This window comes from Microbacterium sp. G2-16M (assembly GCF_055809115.1).
Genome location: NZ_CM147897.1, coordinates 2,218,720 through 2,235,304 on the forward strand (window position 1 = coordinate 2,218,720; position 16,585 = coordinate 2,235,304).

The window sequence follows — 16,585 nt, forward strand, 5'->3', positions numbered from 1 at the left end:
CGTAGTTCACATCGCGACCACATCCCGCTCCATGGTGGACATCTGTCCGACGTGTGCATATTATGAACCAGCAATACGTATTCCGAACAAAGGTGACCATAGTGACGTTCGTCGGCGAAGATTCCCTGACTCCCACCCCCGCTCTGCTCAAAGTGCTCGACGGGGCCGTCGACCTGCATACCCACTCGGGCCCGAGCCCGTTCCCGCGTCGCATCGACCACGTCGACGCGTCCTATGACGCGGCCCGCATCAACATGCGCGCCATCCTGGTCAAGTCGCACCACCACAACACCGCGATGGACGTCCTGGCCATGAGCAAGCCACTCGCCGACGCACCGACGCCGGTGTACGGCGGCGTCGCCCTGAACACCGAGGTCGGCGGCGTGAACCCCTCGGCGGTCGCCCTCGCCCTCTCGATGGGCGGGCGCTGCGTCTGGGGCCCCACGGTCTCGGCAGCACAGCACATCGCCGCTCACAGCCACGACGACGGGTTCCCCACGATCGGCGGCAACCTGTACGAGCGGACCGAGACGGTCCTCGGCGACGACGGCGACGTCTCCGAGGCCGCCGACACCGTGACCAAGCTCGTGGCCGAAGCCGGAGTCATGCTCACCGGCGGTCACCTCGACCCCACCTCGATCTCGGCGTTCTTCCACGCCGCGCACCGCAACGGGGTGAAGCGCCTGCTGCTGCACCACCCGGACTTCATCGTGAACACACCCGAGAACGTGCTCGACGAGCTCGTGGGACTCGGCGCCTTCGTGGAGCACGAGCTGGCGATGTACCACCCCGGCGTCTCGGCGCCGCAATGGCCGATCCAGCGGCTCGTGGACTGGATCGAGCGGATCGGCCCCGAGCACACCGTGATCGATTCCGACCTCGGGCAGAAGGGCAACCCGCTGCCGGTCGACGGCTACATCCTGATCATCCAGCAGCTGCTGGACCACGGCGTCTCCGAGCGCGACATCCGTCAGATGATCTGTCGCAACACCGCCTACCTGCTCGGACTCGAGGACTCGATCTGATGCGTCGAGCCGACAAGGTGATCATCACGACGGCGGTGACCGGCTCGGTCAACATCCCGTCGCAGAGTCCGCACCTTCCGCTGAGCGCCGAGCAGGTGCTGGCGGCGTCGCTGGAGGCGGTCGAGGCCGGCTCGGCGATCATCCACCTGCACGCACGGCACCCGGACGGACGCCCGGCGTTCGAGCCGGAGGTGTTCGAGCAGATCGTGCCGGTGCTGGAGTCCGAGACGGATGCGGTCATCAACATCACGACCGGCGGATCGTCCGCCATGACGATGGATGAGCGGCTGGCGGCGGCGACCCGGTTCCGGCCCGAGCTCGCCTCGCTGAACATGGGCTCGATGAACTTCGTCTACTCCGGCATCGCCGAGAAGGTGACCGAGTGGCGGCACGACTGGGAGAAGCCCTACGTGCGGAACACGTACTCGCAGCCGTTCATCAACACCTTCGACCGGATCGAGCACACCATGCGCACGCTGGGCGCGCAGGGCACGCGCTTCGAGTACGAGTGCTACGACATCGGCCACCTGTACTCGCTCGCCCACTTCGTCGAGAAGGGTCTCGCGAAGCCGCCGCTGCTGATCCAGGGGGTCTTCGGCATCCTCGGCGGCATCGGTGCCGACCACGAGAACCTCGAGCACATGGTCCGGATCGCCGACAAGCTGTTCGGCGCCGACTACTCGTTCTCGGCGTTCGCCGCCGGGCGCGACCAGATGCAGTTCGGCACGCACAGCGCCTGGCTGGGCGGCCATGTGCGCGTCGGCCTGGAGGACAGCCTCTGGATCGGCAAGGGGCGGCTCGCCGAATCGAACGCCCAGCAGGTCCGCAAGATCCGCGGAGTGATCGAGGACCTCGGAAAGCAGATCGCGACCCCCGACGACGCGCGGGAGATCCTCGCGCTGCGCGGTCGGGTCCGGGAAGGAAGCACACCCGCATGAGCACGTATGCCGCAGACGACATCCGCTCCACCCTCGCCGAGGTCTCACCGGCCCGCACAATCGATCCGACGACCCCGATCAAGCCCTCGCAGTGGGTCGAGTTCCTCGCGCACGAGCCGACCGAGACCACCGCGCGCGGCGGACGCACGTGGGTCGCACGTGCGTCGAACGCGGTGATCGCGTACTCGGTCGTGAAAGCCGGCGACGTGCTCGCCCGCCGCAGTCAGCCGGACGAGTACGCCGTGCTGATGTACTCGGACTCCGCGCCGGTCACGGTCAGCGCCGGCGGCGAGGAGGCGCGGGTGGCCGAAGAGGCGTTCGTGGTCGTGCCGTCCGGCGACAGCGAGGTGCGGGCGGATGCCGACGGCATCGTGATCCGCCTGTTCTCCACGCGCGCCGACGACCTGCGCAACGGCGCCCTGAATGCGGCCGCCTATACCGAGCCCGACCTGCGGGCGGCGCCGCTGGAGCCGTGGCCGGATCCGGTCGGCGGATTCCGGCTCCGGGTGTACCGGCTGGCCGACACCCCGATCGCCGAGGGGCGCTTCGGGCGCATCTTCCGCACCACCAACCTGATGGTGAACTTCCTGGCCGAGGAACCGGCGCCGCGCGACCGGCGCAAGCTCTCACCCCACCACCACGACGACTTCGAGCAGATCTCGCTCGCCGTCAAGGGGCGCTTCGTCCACCACATCCGCTATCCGTGGGGGCCGGACTCGACGCAGTGGCGGCCCGACGAGAGTCGCGAGATCGCGACCCCGTCGATCTGCATCATCCCGCCGCCGACCGTGCACACCACCCAGGGAGTGGGGCCGCACCAGCAGCTGATCGACATCTTCTCGCCCCCGCGCGTCGACTTCTCCGCCTCGGGGTGGGTCCTCAACGCCGACGACTACCCGGCCCGATGATGCGGCGCAGTCTCTTCCGCGCCGCGTTGAACGACGATCGTCCCGCGCTGGGTACCTGGATCAAGCTGCCGACGACGGCCAGCATGGAGCTGATCGCTCTCGCCGGCTTCGATTTCGCCGTGATCGACCTGGAGCACTCGCCCATCGATCTGCAGACCGCCTACGACCTGATCGGCGTCGGGCTGCACACCGGGGTCGCGCCGATCGTGCGGATCCCCGCGCTCGATGCGGCTGTCATCCAGCGCGTGCTCGACGCCGGCGCGGACGGCATCATGGTGCCTCACATCGACACCCCCGAGCAGGCACGGGCGGCGGCATCCGCCGTGCGGTTCCCGCCCCTCGGAACGCGCGGCGTGGGCGCCACGAGCCGCGCCGGGGACTGGGGCGCCATGCCGCGGGAGGAATATGTGCGCTTCGGCCGGGAGGAGGCCGTGCTCATCGCCCAGCTCGAGAGCGCCGAGGCCATCGCCCACGCCGGCGCCATCGCGGACGTACCCGGGGTGGATGCGCTGCTGGTCGGCACCGCCGACCTGTCGATGAGCGAGGGGCTCGACGAGTCCGATCCCCGGGTGCTTGCGATGACGGCGGATGCCGTCGCGCAGGCGTCCACGAGGGGGATGCCGGTCGGGTGCGCCGGCGCCGCGTCGGCCGAGGCCGTGCAGACCGCGGTCGACGCGGGCCTGCGGTTCATGCTGATGGGAAACGATGCCGGGCTGCTGGGCGCCGCGGCGCGCACGGCGGTCGAGCGCGGAAGGACGGTGAGGTTCACATGACGGATGCCTGGCTGAAGGGGACCCTGCGGCTCCCGCCGCGGGTGCACGTCGGATTCGGCGTGCGACAGCGGCTGCTCGCCGAGCTGCCTGCCGACAGCGAGCGCGTGCTCGCCGTGATCGACCCGTTCCTGGTCGGCACTCCCATCTGGGCGCAGCTGCGCACACTGCTGGAGGGTGCCGGCCGCCAGGTGAGCGTGTATTCCGACATCACGCCGGAGCTGCCGGTCGACTCGCTGACCGCGGCCGCGGCCGACGCCGCCGACTTCGGCGCACAGGTGATCGTCGCCGTCGGCGGCGGGAGCGCGCTGGACGCCGGCAAGCTCATCGCCCTGCTCCTCGCGCACGGCGGTCCGCTCTCGCGCTACTACGGCGAGAACCGCGTGCCCGGGCCGGTGCTGCCGGTGGTCGCGCTGCCGACGACTGCGGGCACCGGGTCGGAGGTCACTCCGGTCGCGGTGATCGCGGATTCGGAACGTGAACTGAAGGTGGGCGTCTCCAGCCCGTACCTGGTTCCCGCCGTGGCCCTCGTCGACCCGGAGCTGACCATGGCGGCGCCGGCATCCGTCACCGCATTCGCCGGGATCGACGCGCTCGTGCACGCCGTCGAGTCCTATACGGCCGCGCCCTTCTCCTCGGAGGCGGCGACGGATTCCGCGGCTGCGGTGCCGGTGTTCACCGGGCGGAACGTGCTGACGGCGGGTCTGAGCCTTCAGGCGGCAGGACGCATCCATCGCTGGCTGCCCGTCGCCGTGCGCGACGGCGGCGACCGCCGCGCACGGGCCGAGCTCTCGGTCGGCGCGCTGCAGGCCGGCATCGCGTTCGGTCCGACCGGCACCCACCTGTCACACGCCCTGCAGTATCCGATCGGCGCACTCACCAAGACGCCGCACGGGCTGGGCACGGGGCTGCTGCTTCCCTACGTGCTGGACATTCTCGCGCAGGATGCCGAGGCCGCCCTGCGGATCGGCGAGCTCGGTGCGACGTTCGGCGTCGCGGCCGATCCGGGCGCCGTCGTGGCGGCGCTGGTCGAGCTCAACCGCCTCATCGGGGTCCCACCGGACCTGGGCGAGCTGGGCATCGAGCGCGGGCAGCTGCCCCGCATCGTCGAGCTCGCGCTCCAGTCGCAGCGGCTCGTGGCGATCTCTCCGGTGCCGGCCGACGCCGTGCTGCTGCATGAGATCCTGGACAACGCCCTGGCCGGCACGCTGACAGGTGGGAGCGCATCGTGACGTACCGAGCAGACCTGTTCATCGACGGCGAGTGGCGTCCGGGATCGTCCGACGAGCGGTTCGCCGTGACCGACCCGGCGAGCCTGTCGACGATCGCGCGGTTCGCGGTGGCGACGGCCGAGGACTGCGACGCCGCCGTCGACGCGGCCGCGGCCGCACAGCAGTCGTGGGGCACGACTGCCCCGCGCGAGCGCAGCGAGCTGCTGCGCGCCGTGTTCGAACAGCTGCACGCCGATGCCGAGGCGCTGGCGGCGGTGATCGTCGCCGAGAACGGCAAGTCATGGGCGGATGCTGAGGCCGAAGCGGGCTACGCAATCGAGTTCTTCCGGTGGTTCTCGGAGGAGGCAGTGCGGATCGGGGGCGACTACCGCCTCTCGCCGGATGGGCGCAAGCGCATCGTCGTCGATCGGCAGCCGGTCGGGGTCTCGCTGCTGGTCACGCCGTGGAACTTCCCGGCGGCCATGGCCACGCGCAAGCTGGCACCCGCGCTGGCGGCCGGGTGCGCGACGATCCTCAAGCCCGCGCGCGAGACGCCGCTGACCGCCGCCTGCATCGTGGAGGCGATGCAGCGCGCGGGCGCACCGCGCGGGATCGTCAACCTGGTCACGCCGGTGCCGACCGGCCCGCTGGTGGCCCGCATGATCGACCGGCCCGAGGTGCGCAAGCTGTCGTTCACCGGGTCGACCGAGGTCGGGCGCGAGCTGCTGCACGCCTGCGCGGACACCGTGGTGAGCGCGTCGATGGAGCTGGGCGGCAATGCCCCGGTCATCGTCCTGCCCGACGCGGACCTGGATGTCACGGTCGAGGGCGCACTCCTGGCGAAGATGCGCAACGGCGGGTCGGCGTGCACGGCCGCCAACCGGTTCTACGTGCATTCCTCCCTGCACGACGAGTTCGTGGCCCGCATGCGAGAGGCACTCGAGCAGATGACCGTGGGTCCCGGCAGCGTGCGATCCAACGAGCTGGGGGCGCACGTCTCGGTGGCCGAACGCGACAAGGTGGCCCGGCTCGTGGAGGGCGCGGTGCGCCAGGGAGCCACCGTCGTCTGCGGTGGCCGGCCGCACGAGGGCGGCGCCTTCTACGCGCCCACCCTCCTCGTCGATGTCGCGCACGGCGACACCATCAACACCTCGGAGATCTTCGGGCCCGTAACCGCGATCGTCTCGTACGACGACGTGGACGAGGCGATCCGCATGGCCAACGACACCATCTACGGGCTGATGGGGTACGTGTTCGGTCCGGAGCGCGAAGCGGTCGCCGTGGCCCGGCGACTGGAAGCCGGGATGGTGGCCGTCAACCGCGGCGTGGTCAGCGATCCCGCCGCCCCGTTCGGCGGCGTCAAGCAGAGCGGGCTCGGGCGGGAAGGCGGATTCGAGGGCATCCACGAGTTCCTCGAGGAGCAGTACATCGCGTTGACCGCGTGACCGGGCCGCGGCATCCCTCCAGCGGCGCGAGTATCGACCCTTCGTCTCGCTGCGCTCGCTCAGGGACCTGGGTGGGCTGGCGCTCGCTCAGGGACCTGGGCGGACTGGCGCTCGCTCAGGGACCTGGGCGGACTGGCGCTCGCTCAGGGACCTGAGCGGTTGCGGGCCGCGGCATCCGGTCAGCCGATCGCCTTCCACGGGCTGTGCTTCTGCCCCGGCCGGTCGCCGCGCGTGTAGTACTGGGCCTCGTACTTGACGCCCTGGTAGAGCGCCACATCTCCGGCTTCGAACACCCGTGAGGCCGTCCACAGCGCGGTGCCGTCGGGCGCGGACGCCATCTCCTGCCACGGCCCCTTCGCGTCGCCGGGCTTCTGGTTGCGCGTGTAATACAGCGCCTCATACGTCTTGCCCTGGTACGTGACCGAGTCGCCGCCGTGGAAGATCCGGGAGGGCGTCCACACCGCGGTCCCGTCCACTCCCACGACGATCTGCTCCCACGCGCCGTTCGGGTCACCCGGCTTCTGGTTCTTCGTCCACCACAGCGCGCGCCACGTCGACCCGTCGTAGGTCACCTCGTCGCCGGTGTTGTACACGGTGCTGGCGTTCCAGTCCGCCGGGGCGGGCAGCGTCAGTCCGACGACCACCGGGTCGTGATCGGATGCCGCGAACGGGTCGGACGCATCGAACAGCTGCCGCACGTTGTAGTTGTCGCGGCTGTACGCATAGGCCACGGCCTCCTGCGCGTTGATCTGCCAGACGTCCGCGCCCGTGACCATCGCCCGCGCCGCCGCATTGGCCAGCACATGGTCGAGCGAGCCGGCCAGGCTGCCGTACGAATAGGTCGCCTCGGAGGGGTCGATCGCGCTGCCGAGGTCGGTGTATCCGGCGTCGTACAGTGCCTGCATCGGGTCCTCGTGCGTGTAGGCGTTCAGGTCGCCGAGCAGGAAGATCCGGTCGGTGCCGATGCTCTTCGCGGTCGCCTCGGCGAAGGCCGCGGCATCCTTCGCCTGATGCACGCGGGTGCAGTTGAACGCGCCCTGGTCCAGGGCCGGATCGGTGTTCTCGGCATCCCCGCCGTTCACGCAGTCGTTGAACAGGCCGTCGGCGTCCGCGCCCTTGGACTTGAAGTGGTTGGCCACCACCAGGAACGCGTACTGGGCGGATGTCCCGGCCTTCGTGAACGCCTGCGCCAGCGGTTCGCGCGCGATCGAGAACGACTGGCCCGCGCCAGACTCGTCGCTCAGCACGTGCGAGGCGCCGACCGGCGAGACCTCGGCCGGCTTGTAGATGAACGCGGTGCGGATCACGTCCTGCTGCGCCGTGGGCGGCAGGTCCGCGGCATCCGGCGACGGCGCGTACGCCCACACCGGCGATCCGGCTGCGGCGTTCAGCGCATCGACCAGCCCGGCCAGGGCCGCATCGCGCGGCTCGCCGAACTTCACCGAGTTCTCTATCTCCTCCAGCGACACGATGCCGGCGTCGAGCCGGTTGATCCCGGTCACGATCTTGGCCTGCTGCTTGGCGAAGCTCGCGGCCGTGGCGGCGCCCCGCGGGCCCGCGCTGCCGTCGGTGCCCACGCACCGGTTGTCGGTGACGTGGTTGCCCTGCCGGTCGTCGTACCAGGTGCAGGTGCCGAGCCCCTTGGCCACGTACTCCTCGCCGGTGGTGGCGAAGTAGTTCTCCACGTTGAACGTGGCCAGTCGGATGTCTCCGCCGACGGCGGCAGGATGCTGGTTGTCGGCACGGGTGTCAGCGAAGGTCACGACATCCGTGCCGGCGTCGGTGACCTGGTGCGCGGGCTGGAGGTTCCAGGCGTCGAACCGGTACTCGAGGATCACCGGGGCGGTGAAGGTGACGGCCGCGCCCACCCGCGGGTGATTGTCGGAGGTGAGCCACGGCAGCGGGTCGCCGGTGTGCGAGCTGAACACGGCGTAGTTCCAGCTCGAGCCGTCGTCCAGCGTGATCATCCGGCGCGCGTTGTCGGCGACGGCGGCCTGCGCGGCGTCGCTGCCGGCCGGGCCCACGTCGGTGGGCTGGGCGAGCGGCGTGGTGCCGGCGGCGAGCACGAACGAGCCGTAGTAGTTGGTGTCGTAGTTGTCCGACACGGTGAACGCGCCCTGGGGTGCGAGCAGCTCGCCCTCGTGCGCCTCCTTCTCGGCGGCGGTGTCGAGCCGGTTCCACGGGAGGGCTCCGGCGGTCACGGCCGGCAGAGGCTGCGCGAGCTTGGTGACGGTCGGGAACGTGATCTCGGTGGTGCCCTGGTACTCCTGCACCTCGCCGGTGACGCTGACGCTCTCGCCGACCGCCACGACGGCTGCCGACTGCGATCCGAACACGAAGATGCCGTCCGAGGCGCCGGGCGTGGCATCCGGCTCGCCGCCGGAACCGCCGGTCTGCAGGTAGAACCCGTTGAACCCGCCGGTCGGGTAGGCCGCGGTGACCACGCCGGTGGTGGTCACGTGCTTCCCGCTGTACGGCGACGTGTCGGTGTCGGTCCCCTGGATCTCGGCGATCGTCACCGCAGCTGCCGGGCCTGCGACCTCGAACGCGAACGTGGCTGATCCTGCCGCGCCGGCGGCGTCGGTCGCGGTCACCGCGACCGTGGAGGTGCCGGCGGTGTCGGGGGTGCCGGAGATGATGCCGGCGGCGGTGATGACCAGTCCGCTGGGGAGGCCGGTCGCCTCCCACGTGTACGGCGCGGTGCCGCCGGTGGCGGTGAGGGTGATCGGCGCGATCGCGGTGCCGACCGTGCCGGTCCGATCGCCGGGGTTCGTGACGGCGACGGCGGCCGTGTCGCCGCCGCCGGAGTTCTCCGGGGCGGGAGTGCCCCTGGTGAAATCAGCGAGGTTGTCGTCGGTGTCGACGCCGTTCGTGCGGGCGTCGGCGGTGGTGTTGGTCAGTGTGGGAGCGGACCCGCTCCCCTCCCGGTCGTTGGCGGTGCCGTAGCCGACGAAGTCGACGACTGTGGTGGCGCAGGCAGTGCCGCAGGAGAGCGCTGCGGTGCTGGAGACGAGGGCGACCTTGCCGCTGGAACCCGACATCGCCAGCGTGCCGGTCGCGTCCGGGGTGGGCAGGGGCATGGTGCCGGCGGCGCCCTGCGCCTCCTGCACCAGATAGTGGCCGCCCGCCGGGATGCTGCCGTGCAGCGGGGTCGCACTCCACGAGGTGCCGCTCGCCGAGGCGTACTGCACACTCCAGCCGTCCAGTGCGATGGCGGCGGCGGTGGGGTTGTACAGCTCGATGAAGTCGTTGGTGAAGGTGGCGCCGGAGTTGCCGCCCCCGCCGTAGACCTCGCTGATGACGACATCCGTGCCGGCCGTGTTCGCCATGGCCGGCGCGGCGACGACCGTGCAGGTGGCGGCCACGGTGGCCAGGCAGACGGCGATGGTGGCGAATCGGTTCATCCCGGGCACACTTCCTCGTGGGTTCTCGCAGGGAGCGGGCGCCGCCGCGGATCGTCGCTGCGGCACCCGATGCCCCAGGATGGCACGACCCCCCGACGCGCACCAGCCCCTGCGCGAGATGTCCGGTCGCAGACACGGACTGTTCACCGATCCGGGGCCATCCGGCCGCTGCGCCCGCCGCCTTGCCCGTGCAGAACTCCGGAAGTTCTCACGCGAGGGGCAGGAATAAGGTCAATCCCGGGCCTCTGGGCGCCGGACTTCCGGAGTTCTGCACGCCCGGCCACCGGCACCAGACTCCTCCGGCCGAGTGCTGCGGCGGGCGGCCGCAGCGCGACCAATCGGCCGCGCCCGGTTCAGAGCCCGGGTGCGGCCGTGCGTCGGCCGCACCTGGCGTGCAGAACTCCGGAGATTTCGACCTGGGGTCCGGAATCAGACCCGTCCTGGCCCTCGGGCCACCAGGTCTCCGGAGTTCTGCACCTGCGCGCACCGGCGCTGACCCCAGCCCGGGTCCCGCGCGCTACAGCCCGGTGGTGCCGCGCATGCGATGGCCGACGGCGATCGACTCGCCCGAGACGCCCCCGCCGAGTGGCGAGACGAGGAACGCGATGAGGTCGGCGATCTCGTCCGGGGTGCACTGGCCCCCACCGTGCGCGACGTCGCGATCGGGATCGGTGGAGACGATGCCGGGGCTCACCGTGTTCACCGTCACGCCGGTGCCGGCGACCTGATCGGCCAGGTTCTTCGCCGCGATGATCAGCGCGGCATTGCGCACCGACCCCGCGATGCTCCCGGTGGTGAACGCGTTCTGACCGCTCACCCCCACGACCCGGCCATAGCCGGCATCGGTCATCGTGGGCAGCACCGCGCCCGCCACCCGCAGGAACGCCAGCGACTTGGTCTCCACCGCCTCCAGCACCTGGTCCGGATCAGAGCTCCGTGACGGGTCGAGGGTCTGCGCGGCCGGTGCGGCGGTCACCACCACGGCATCCAATCGCCCGTGCTCCCGCAGCACGCGCTCCAGCCCGTCGCGCACCGAGACGTCGTCGCGGGCGTCCATCACCACGCCCTCCGAGGTGTGACGGGATGCCGCGACCACCGTCGCGCCCTCGGTCCGCAGCCGCCCGGCGACGGCCGATCCGATGAATCCGGTCGCGCCGACGACGAGGACGACGCGCCCTTTCAGTTCGAGGTCCATGCAGGCGACGATAGTCCGGCCGGCGGACGCGGAGAAGCCCGGCGGACCGCTTGTAGTCTGGGATGACGCGTCCAACCGATCTGCGTCCACACCGATCTCCAGGGAGCGAAGTGCGTCTCGTCCTCATTCGTCACGGCCAGACTCCGTCGAACGTCAGCGGACTGCTCGACACCCGGGTGCCCGGGCCGGGACTGACCGGCCTCGGTCTGGAGCAGGCGGCGGCGCTGCCGCGGGCGCTGGCCGACGAGGACATCTCGGCGATCTACGTGTCGACCATGGTGCGCACCCACCTCACCGCCGCGCACCTCGCCGCCGCCCGGCGGCTGGAGACCATCGAACGCCCCGGCGTCCGCGAGATCACCTCCGGCGACCTCGAGATGCGCAGCGACCACGACTCGGTCATGCGGTACATGAGCACGGTCTTCGACTGGACGCACGGCGAACTGGACCGCCGCATCCCCGGGGGCGAGAGCGGCGCGGAGTTCCTCGACCGGTTCGACGACGTGATCGCCGAGGCCGCGTCCGGCGATCACGAGGCGGTCGCGGTGGTCAGTCACGGCGCGGCGATCCGTGCGTGGATGTCGCTGCGCGGCCGGAACGTGCCGTCTGACTTCATCATGCACAACCCGCTGCACAACACCGGAGTCGTGGTCGCGGACGGCACTCCGGACGCGGGCTGGGAGATCCTGAGCTTCATGGGCGAAGCCATCGGCGGCGACCGGGTGGAGTCCGCGGCCGCCGGCCCTGCCGGAGAGCCCGTCGCACAGGACTGAGGCCGCTCGGCCCTGTCGCTCGGCCCGCCGCTCGACGGGCCGCTCGACCCCGCCGCTCGGCCCTGTCGCTCGACCCCGCCGCTCGGCCCTGTCGCTCGGTCCGCGGCTCGGCCCCGCCGCGCGACCGGGCGGCCCACACGCTCACGCGTACGATCGAAGAACCGCATCCGCTCTGCCAGGAAGGCCGCTCCGTGCCCACTCCCGCCGTGCCCACTCCCGACGCCCTCGCCCACGCCGAAGACCTCGCTGATTTCGTCGCGGCCTCGCCGTCGAGCTTCCACGCCGCCGCCGAGGTGGCCCGGCGCCTGGGCGATGCCGGTTTCCGTGCGCTCGACGAGACGCAGCCCTGGCCGGCTCAGCCGGGCGGCCGGTTCTTCGTGCTGCGCGACGGGGCGATCATCGCCTGGGTCGTCCCCGAGCAGGCATATGCCGAAACAGGAATGCATATCTTCGGCGCGCACAGCGACTCGCCCGCCTTCACGCTGAAGCCGCGGCCGACGACCGGATCGCGCGGCTGGCTGCAAGCCGGGGTCGAGGTGTACGGCGGCCCGCTGCTGAACTCCTGGCTCGATCGCGAACTCACGCTGGCGGGGCGACTCGTGCTCGACGACGGCGCGCAGGTTCTGGCATCCACCGGCCCGCTGCTGCGGCTGCCGCAGCTGGCGATCCACCTCGACCGCTCGGCGAACGAGGGTCTCACGCTGGACAAGCAGCGGCACACCCAGCCGGTGTGGGGGCTCGGCGAGGCCGACTCCGCCGACATCCTCGCCGAGCTCGCGGCATCCGCGGGCGTCGACGCCGCCCGCATCCGGGGCTACGACGTCGTCACCGCCGACACCGCCCGCGGACGGGTCTTCGGCAAGGATGACGCGTTCTTCGCCGCCGGCCGGCTCGACGACCTCGCCTCGGTGCACGCCGGGGTGGCCGCGCTGGCGCGGATCGCCGCGCAGGGCGACCTGGACCGGATCGCGATGCTGGCCGTGTTCGACCACGAAGAGGTGGGGTCGGCCACGCGCTCGGGCGCCGCCGGTCCGTTCCTGGAGAACGTGCTCGAGCGCGTCTGGCTGGCCCTCGGCGCCGATCGCGACCAGCAGCTGCGAGCGCTGGCGGCATCGTGGTGCGTCTCCAGCGACGTCGGCCACTCGGTGCACCCGAACTACGCCGACAAGCACGATCCGGTGGTGCAGCCCCTGCTCGGATCCGGGCCGATCCTGAAGATCAACGCGAACCAGCGCTATGCGACGGATGCCGCCGGTGCGGCCGCCTGGAGCCGCTGGTGCGCCGCGACCGGCGTGGCCAGCCAGGAGTTCGTCTCGCACAACGCCGTCCCGTGCGGCTCGACGATCGGCCCGATCACGGCGACCCGGCTCGGCATCCGCACCGTGGACGTCGGCATCCCGATCCTGTCGATGCACTCCGCCCGCGAGCTGGCCGGCGTCGCCGACCTGCACGCCCTGACCCGCGTCGCCCAGACCTTCTTCGCGTCCTGACGCGCGGGGGCGGGGGCGCGCAGACCGGCCCACGCCGGGCCGGGTGATGCGTACCATGGCCAGACGGGCACCGGGAGGAATCATGGTCCAGGTTCGAGTCGCGGGAGTCGCCCTCGACACGTCGGGGCAGCATGTGATCCTGCTCCAGCCGCTGGAGGCGGTGCCGGCGGAGAGCAAGCTGCTGCCGATCTGGATCGGCGAGATGGAGGCCACCGCGATCATGGTCGCCATCGAGGGGACCGAGACGCCCAGGCCGCTCACACACGATCTGCTGCGCACGGTCCTGGAGACGCTCGGCGCCACCGTGGAGCGGGTCGAGATCACCCGGATCGACGACGGCACCTTCTATGCCGAGATCACCGTCGCCGGCGGCACGGGCGGCGTGCAGCGCATCGACGCGCGTCCCTCGGATGCCGTGGCGCTGGCCGCGCGCACGGACGCCCCGATATTCGTCGCCGACGAGGTGCTCGCCGCGGCGGGGGTCGACGACGTGATCACCGAGGCCGAGACCGAGACCGAGGTCGAGGAGTTCTCCAAGTTCATCGAGGAGGTCGACCCGGAGGACTTCCGGGAATAACCCGCCCTCATGCCCCCTTCCCAATGTCACCGGGCAGGAGCACAATCGTGACATCGCGTGTATCTGGGGTGCGCACACCGTCTCTGTCCCGGCAGAGCCGTTCCGTCGTCGTGATGGATGCGGCATCCCCCCGAGGATCGGACGACATGACACTTCTCACCTCTGACGAGGCCGCGCAGCCGCTGCGCGACGCCCTGGGCACCCGCGTGCTCTTCACCGCCGACGCCGGCTACGACGCCGCCCGCACCGCCTGGAACCTCGCCGTCGACCAACGACCGTTCGCCGTGGCGCTGCCCGAGACCGAGGCCGAGGTGGCCGCCGTGGTCGCGGCGGCCGCCGCATCCGGCCTGCGCGTCACGGCGCAGTCCACTGGCCACGGCGCCGGCGCACTGCGCGGAGCCGACCTGTCGGGGACAGTCATCGTCTCGCTCCGGGGCTTGCGCGGGGTGGACGTCGATCCGGCCGCGCGCACGGCGACCGTGCGAGGCAGCACCGCCTGGCACGACCTGCTCCCGGTCGCGGCCGAGCACGGGCTGACCGGTCTGCACGGCAGCGCCGCCGACATCTCGGTCATCGGCTACACCCTCACCGGCGGGATCTCGTTCTACGGCCGTCGGCACGGCCTGGCCACCAACACGGTCCGCGCGGCGCGCGTGGTCACCGCCGACGGGTCGATCCTCACCGCGAGCGCCACCGAGAACCCCGACCTGTTCTGGGCCCTGCGCGGCGGTGCCGGCGCGTTCGGCGTGGTCGTCGAACTCGAGATCGACCTGCTGCCGATCGCGGATGTCTTCGCCGGCATGCTGCTCTGGGACGGCGCCCGCGCGGTCGAGGTCGCGCAGGCGTGGGCGCAGTGGACGGCATCCGCCCCCGAATCGGCGACCACCGCGCTGCGGATCATGCACTTCCCGCCCATCCCCGAGCTGCCGCCGTTCCTGTCCGGCCGGTCGGTCGTGATCGTGGACGGCGCGATCCTCGACACGGATGCCGCGGCCGCGGCCATCCTCCAGCCGCTGCGCGCGCTCGCACCCGAGCTGGACACATTCGCCCGCATGCCCGCACCCGGCTTGGTCGACGTGCACATGGACCCGCCCGAGCCGGCCGGCGCCGTGCAGGATCACGCCATGCTGGCCGCACTGGATGCCCCAGCCGTCGACGCGTTCGTGTCCGCGGCGTTCACGGCCCGGCCGATGGTCAGCGAGATCCGGCACCTGGGCGGTGCGCTCGGACGCCGCCCGGCCGACGCCGGCGCGGTCGGGGCGGTGATCGGCGAGCATCTCCTGTCCGCCGTTCAGCTCGTCCCCGTGCCGGACGCCCTGCCCGCGGCCACCGCCGCGGTCCGGGGCGTGGTCGGCGCGCTGTCGGAGTGGCACGGTCCGGGCCTGGCGCTCACGTTCGTCGACGACGACCGCGACCCGGCCGGCGGGTTCGGCGAATCCGCTGCGCGGCTCGCCGAGCTCAAGCTCCGCTACGATCCGGAGGACGTCTTCCTGGCCGCGCATCGCGTGCGCTGACATCGCCGCCGGGCGGGCTCGGCAGAACCCACGGTTGCCGCGGGCGAGTCACCGGGTATCGTGTGCTCGTGGCAAACCAACGACGGACTCCGGGCTCGCAGGCTTCACTTCGTGAAGCCAACCGTGCTCGAATCGTCACCGCCATCAACAAGCACGGCGGCCTGACCCAGGTCGAGCTGGCCGCCATCACGGGCCTGTCCCCGGCATCCGTCTCCAACATCGTGCGCGAGCTGGCCGGCGTCGGCGTGCTGCGCACCACGCCCAGCACCCGCAGCGGTCGGCGCGCGAGCCTGGTCACGTTCAACCGTGCGGTCGGTCTGGTCGCCGGCATCCACGTCAACACCCGTCATCTGCGGGTGATCGTCGCCGACGTGAACCGCACCGTGCTCAGCGAGCGGCACATGCCCCTGGCCCGCGATCACCGCGCCGACAACGAGCTGGATCGGGCCACGCTGCTGCTGGCCGACATGCTCTCCACCCTGGATTCCGGGCTGGACGAGCTGCTCGGCGTGGGCGTGGCGATCTCGGCGCCGCTGGACCGGGCCACCGGCCGGGTGGCGGGCCGCGGCATCCTGCGCGGATGGACCGGCGTCGACATCGCGGACGTGATGCGTCGGCGGCTGCGTCGCCCCGTCCACCTCGACAACGCGTCCAACCTCGCCGCCCTCGCCGAGGCCCGGCTGGGTGCGGGACGCGGCCGGCAGAACGTCATCTACCTCGACATCGGCGACGGCATCGGCGCGGGCCTGATCCTCGGCGGCCAGGTGCTGCGCGGGCACAACGGCACCGCCGGCGAACTCGGCCACACCGTGATCCTGGAGGACGGACCGCTCTGCCGCTGCGGCAACCGCGGATGCCTCGAGGCGATCGCCGGCGGACCGGCGATCCTCGAGCGGCTCGAGCCCATCGCCGGCGCGATGAAGCTCGGCGACATCGTCGTGCGGGCGATGGCCGGCGACGGGGCCAGCATCCGCGCGCTGTCCGATGCCGGCAAGCACATCGGCCTGGCCACGGGCAACCTCTGCAACCTGATCGACCCGGAGCGGATCGTGGTCGGCGGCGACCTCGCCCGCGCCGGCGAGCTGCTGCTCGGACCGATCCGGCTGGCGATGGAGAACTCGGTGATCGTGGATGTCGCCTCCGCCCCCGACGTGGTGCAGGGGCAGCTCGGAGTGAGCGCGGCCGCGATCGGGGCGGCGGTGCACGCGATCGATCAGGTGAACGTGCAGTCGGCGGCGGTCTGAACGGCGTTGCCAAACCGTTGTGTTCAAGTCTTGACGCCAACGCGGGAAGATGGAATGCTCAACATCGTCGCCACAGTGGTCGGCACAGCAA

At 71.3% G+C, this 16,585-nt stretch carries 13 protein-coding genes; 11 read left to right on the forward strand and 2 right to left on the reverse strand.

Annotation, left to right across the window (positions count from 1 at the left end; genetic code table 11):
- Window positions 1–101 precede the first annotated feature (101 nt).
- Genes AC0L6F_RS10540 through AC0L6F_RS10565 form a run of 6 tightly spaced genes read left to right on the forward strand, consistent with a single transcriptional unit; the run spans window position 102 to window position 6,297 of the window.
- Entirely contained in the window at window positions 102–1,025 is a 924-nt protein-coding gene (locus AC0L6F_RS10540; RefSeq protein ID WP_274636551.1) for a DUF6282 family protein, read from the forward strand.
- A complete protein-coding gene (kce, locus tag AC0L6F_RS10545) occupies window positions 1,025–1,963 on the forward strand; it encodes a 3,5-dioxohexanoate:acetyl-CoA acetone transferase (protein WP_473537869.1) in 939 nt (312 codons plus the stop codon). The genes AC0L6F_RS10540 and kce overlap by 1 nt, the downstream gene beginning before the upstream one ends.
- Window positions 1,960–2,871 carry a cupin domain-containing protein gene (locus AC0L6F_RS10550; RefSeq protein ID WP_473537870.1) on the forward strand — a complete coding sequence of 304 codons (912 nt, stop codon included), beginning with the start codon at window positions 1,960–1,962 and terminating at the stop codon, window positions 2,869–2,871. The genes kce and AC0L6F_RS10550 overlap by 4 nt, the downstream gene beginning before the upstream one ends.
- Window positions 2,871–3,644: an HpcH/HpaI aldolase family protein gene (locus AC0L6F_RS10555; RefSeq protein WP_473537871.1), complete on the forward strand. Its 774-nt coding sequence runs from the start codon at window positions 2,871–2,873 to the stop codon at window positions 3,642–3,644. Before AC0L6F_RS10550 ends, AC0L6F_RS10555 begins: the two co-directional genes overlap by 1 nt.
- Window positions 3,641–4,873, forward strand: a complete 1,233-nt coding sequence (locus tag AC0L6F_RS10560; protein WP_473537872.1) for an iron-containing alcohol dehydrogenase — start codon at window positions 3,641–3,643, stop codon at window positions 4,871–4,873. The genes AC0L6F_RS10555 and AC0L6F_RS10560 overlap by 4 nt, the downstream gene beginning before the upstream one ends.
- On the forward strand, window positions 4,870–6,297 hold the full coding sequence (locus tag AC0L6F_RS10565) for an NAD-dependent succinate-semialdehyde dehydrogenase (protein ID WP_473537873.1): 1,428 nt from the start codon (window positions 4,870–4,872) through the stop codon (window positions 6,295–6,297). The genes AC0L6F_RS10560 and AC0L6F_RS10565 overlap by 4 nt, the downstream gene beginning before the upstream one ends.
- Window positions 6,298–6,476: 179 nt before the next feature.
- Here AC0L6F_RS10565 and AC0L6F_RS10570 read toward each other — a convergent pair whose 3' ends face one another.
- Both AC0L6F_RS10570 and AC0L6F_RS10575 read right to left on the reverse strand, forming a co-directional pair.
- Window positions 6,477–9,701 (reverse strand): ExeM/NucH family extracellular endonuclease, encoded by a 3,225-nt coding sequence (locus AC0L6F_RS10570; RefSeq protein WP_473537874.1) that lies wholly within the window; start codon window positions 9,699–9,701, stop codon window positions 6,477–6,479.
- A gap of 517 nt (window positions 9,702–10,218) precedes the next feature.
- Window positions 10,219–10,896 (reverse strand): SDR family NAD(P)-dependent oxidoreductase, encoded by a 678-nt coding sequence (locus AC0L6F_RS10575; RefSeq protein WP_473537875.1) that lies wholly within the window; start codon window positions 10,894–10,896, stop codon window positions 10,219–10,221.
- A 110-nt stretch (window positions 10,897–11,006) separates the two neighbouring features.
- On the opposite strand from AC0L6F_RS10575, the gene AC0L6F_RS10580 reads away from it, so the two are divergent.
- The 5 genes from AC0L6F_RS10580 to AC0L6F_RS10600 all read left to right on the forward strand — a co-directional run bounded on the left by AC0L6F_RS10580 (window position 11,007) and on the right by AC0L6F_RS10600 (window position 16,494).
- Window positions 11,007–11,669 (forward strand): histidine phosphatase family protein, encoded by a 663-nt coding sequence (locus tag AC0L6F_RS10580; RefSeq protein WP_473537876.1) that lies wholly within the window; start codon window positions 11,007–11,009, stop codon window positions 11,667–11,669.
- A gap of 191 nt (window positions 11,670–11,860) precedes the next feature.
- A complete protein-coding gene (locus tag AC0L6F_RS10585; RefSeq protein ID WP_473537877.1) occupies window positions 11,861–13,159 on the forward strand; it encodes a M18 family aminopeptidase in 1,299 nt (432 codons plus the stop codon).
- 82 nt (window positions 13,160–13,241) lie between these two features.
- The gene (locus AC0L6F_RS10590) at window positions 13,242–13,736 is read left to right on the forward strand and encodes a bifunctional nuclease family protein (protein WP_259613138.1); all 495 of its coding nucleotides are present in this window, start codon (window positions 13,242–13,244) and stop codon (window positions 13,734–13,736) included.
- 146 nt (window positions 13,737–13,882) lie between these two features.
- Window positions 13,883–15,250: an FAD-binding oxidoreductase gene (locus AC0L6F_RS10595; RefSeq protein ID WP_473537878.1), complete on the forward strand. Its 1,368-nt coding sequence runs from the start codon at window positions 13,883–13,885 to the stop codon at window positions 15,248–15,250.
- A gap of 68 nt (window positions 15,251–15,318) precedes the next feature.
- Entirely contained in the window at window positions 15,319–16,494 is a 1,176-nt protein-coding gene (locus AC0L6F_RS10600; protein WP_473537879.1) for an ROK family transcriptional regulator, read from the forward strand.
- The last annotated feature ends 91 nt before the right edge of the window (window positions 16,495–16,585 follow it).

Bases quoted from the DNA above. Each gene is read 5' to 3' on its own strand.
- AC0L6F_RS10570 (WP_473537874.1), bottom strand. From the start codon at position 9,701: ATGAACCGATTCGCCACCATCGCCGTCTGCCTGGCCACCGTGGCCGCC.
- kce (WP_473537869.1), top strand. From the start codon at position 1,025: ATGCGTCGAGCCGACAAGGTGATCATCACGACGGCGGTGACCGGCTCG.
- AC0L6F_RS10590 (WP_259613138.1), top strand. From the start codon at position 13,242: ATGGTCCAGGTTCGAGTCGCGGGAGTCGCCCTCGACACGTCGGGGCAG.
- AC0L6F_RS10550 (WP_473537870.1), top strand. From the start codon at position 1,960: ATGAGCACGTATGCCGCAGACGACATCCGCTCCACCCTCGCCGAGGTC.
- AC0L6F_RS10595 (WP_473537878.1), top strand. From the start codon at position 13,883: ATGACACTTCTCACCTCTGACGAGGCCGCGCAGCCGCTGCGCGACGCC.
- AC0L6F_RS10555 (WP_473537871.1), top strand. From the start codon at position 2,871: ATGCGGCGCAGTCTCTTCCGCGCCGCGTTGAACGACGATCGTCCCGCG.
- AC0L6F_RS10575 (WP_473537875.1), bottom strand. From the start codon at position 10,896: ATGGACCTCGAACTGAAAGGGCGCGTCGTCCTCGTCGTCGGCGCGACC.
- AC0L6F_RS10560 (WP_473537872.1), top strand. From the start codon at position 3,641: ATGACGGATGCCTGGCTGAAGGGGACCCTGCGGCTCCCGCCGCGGGTG.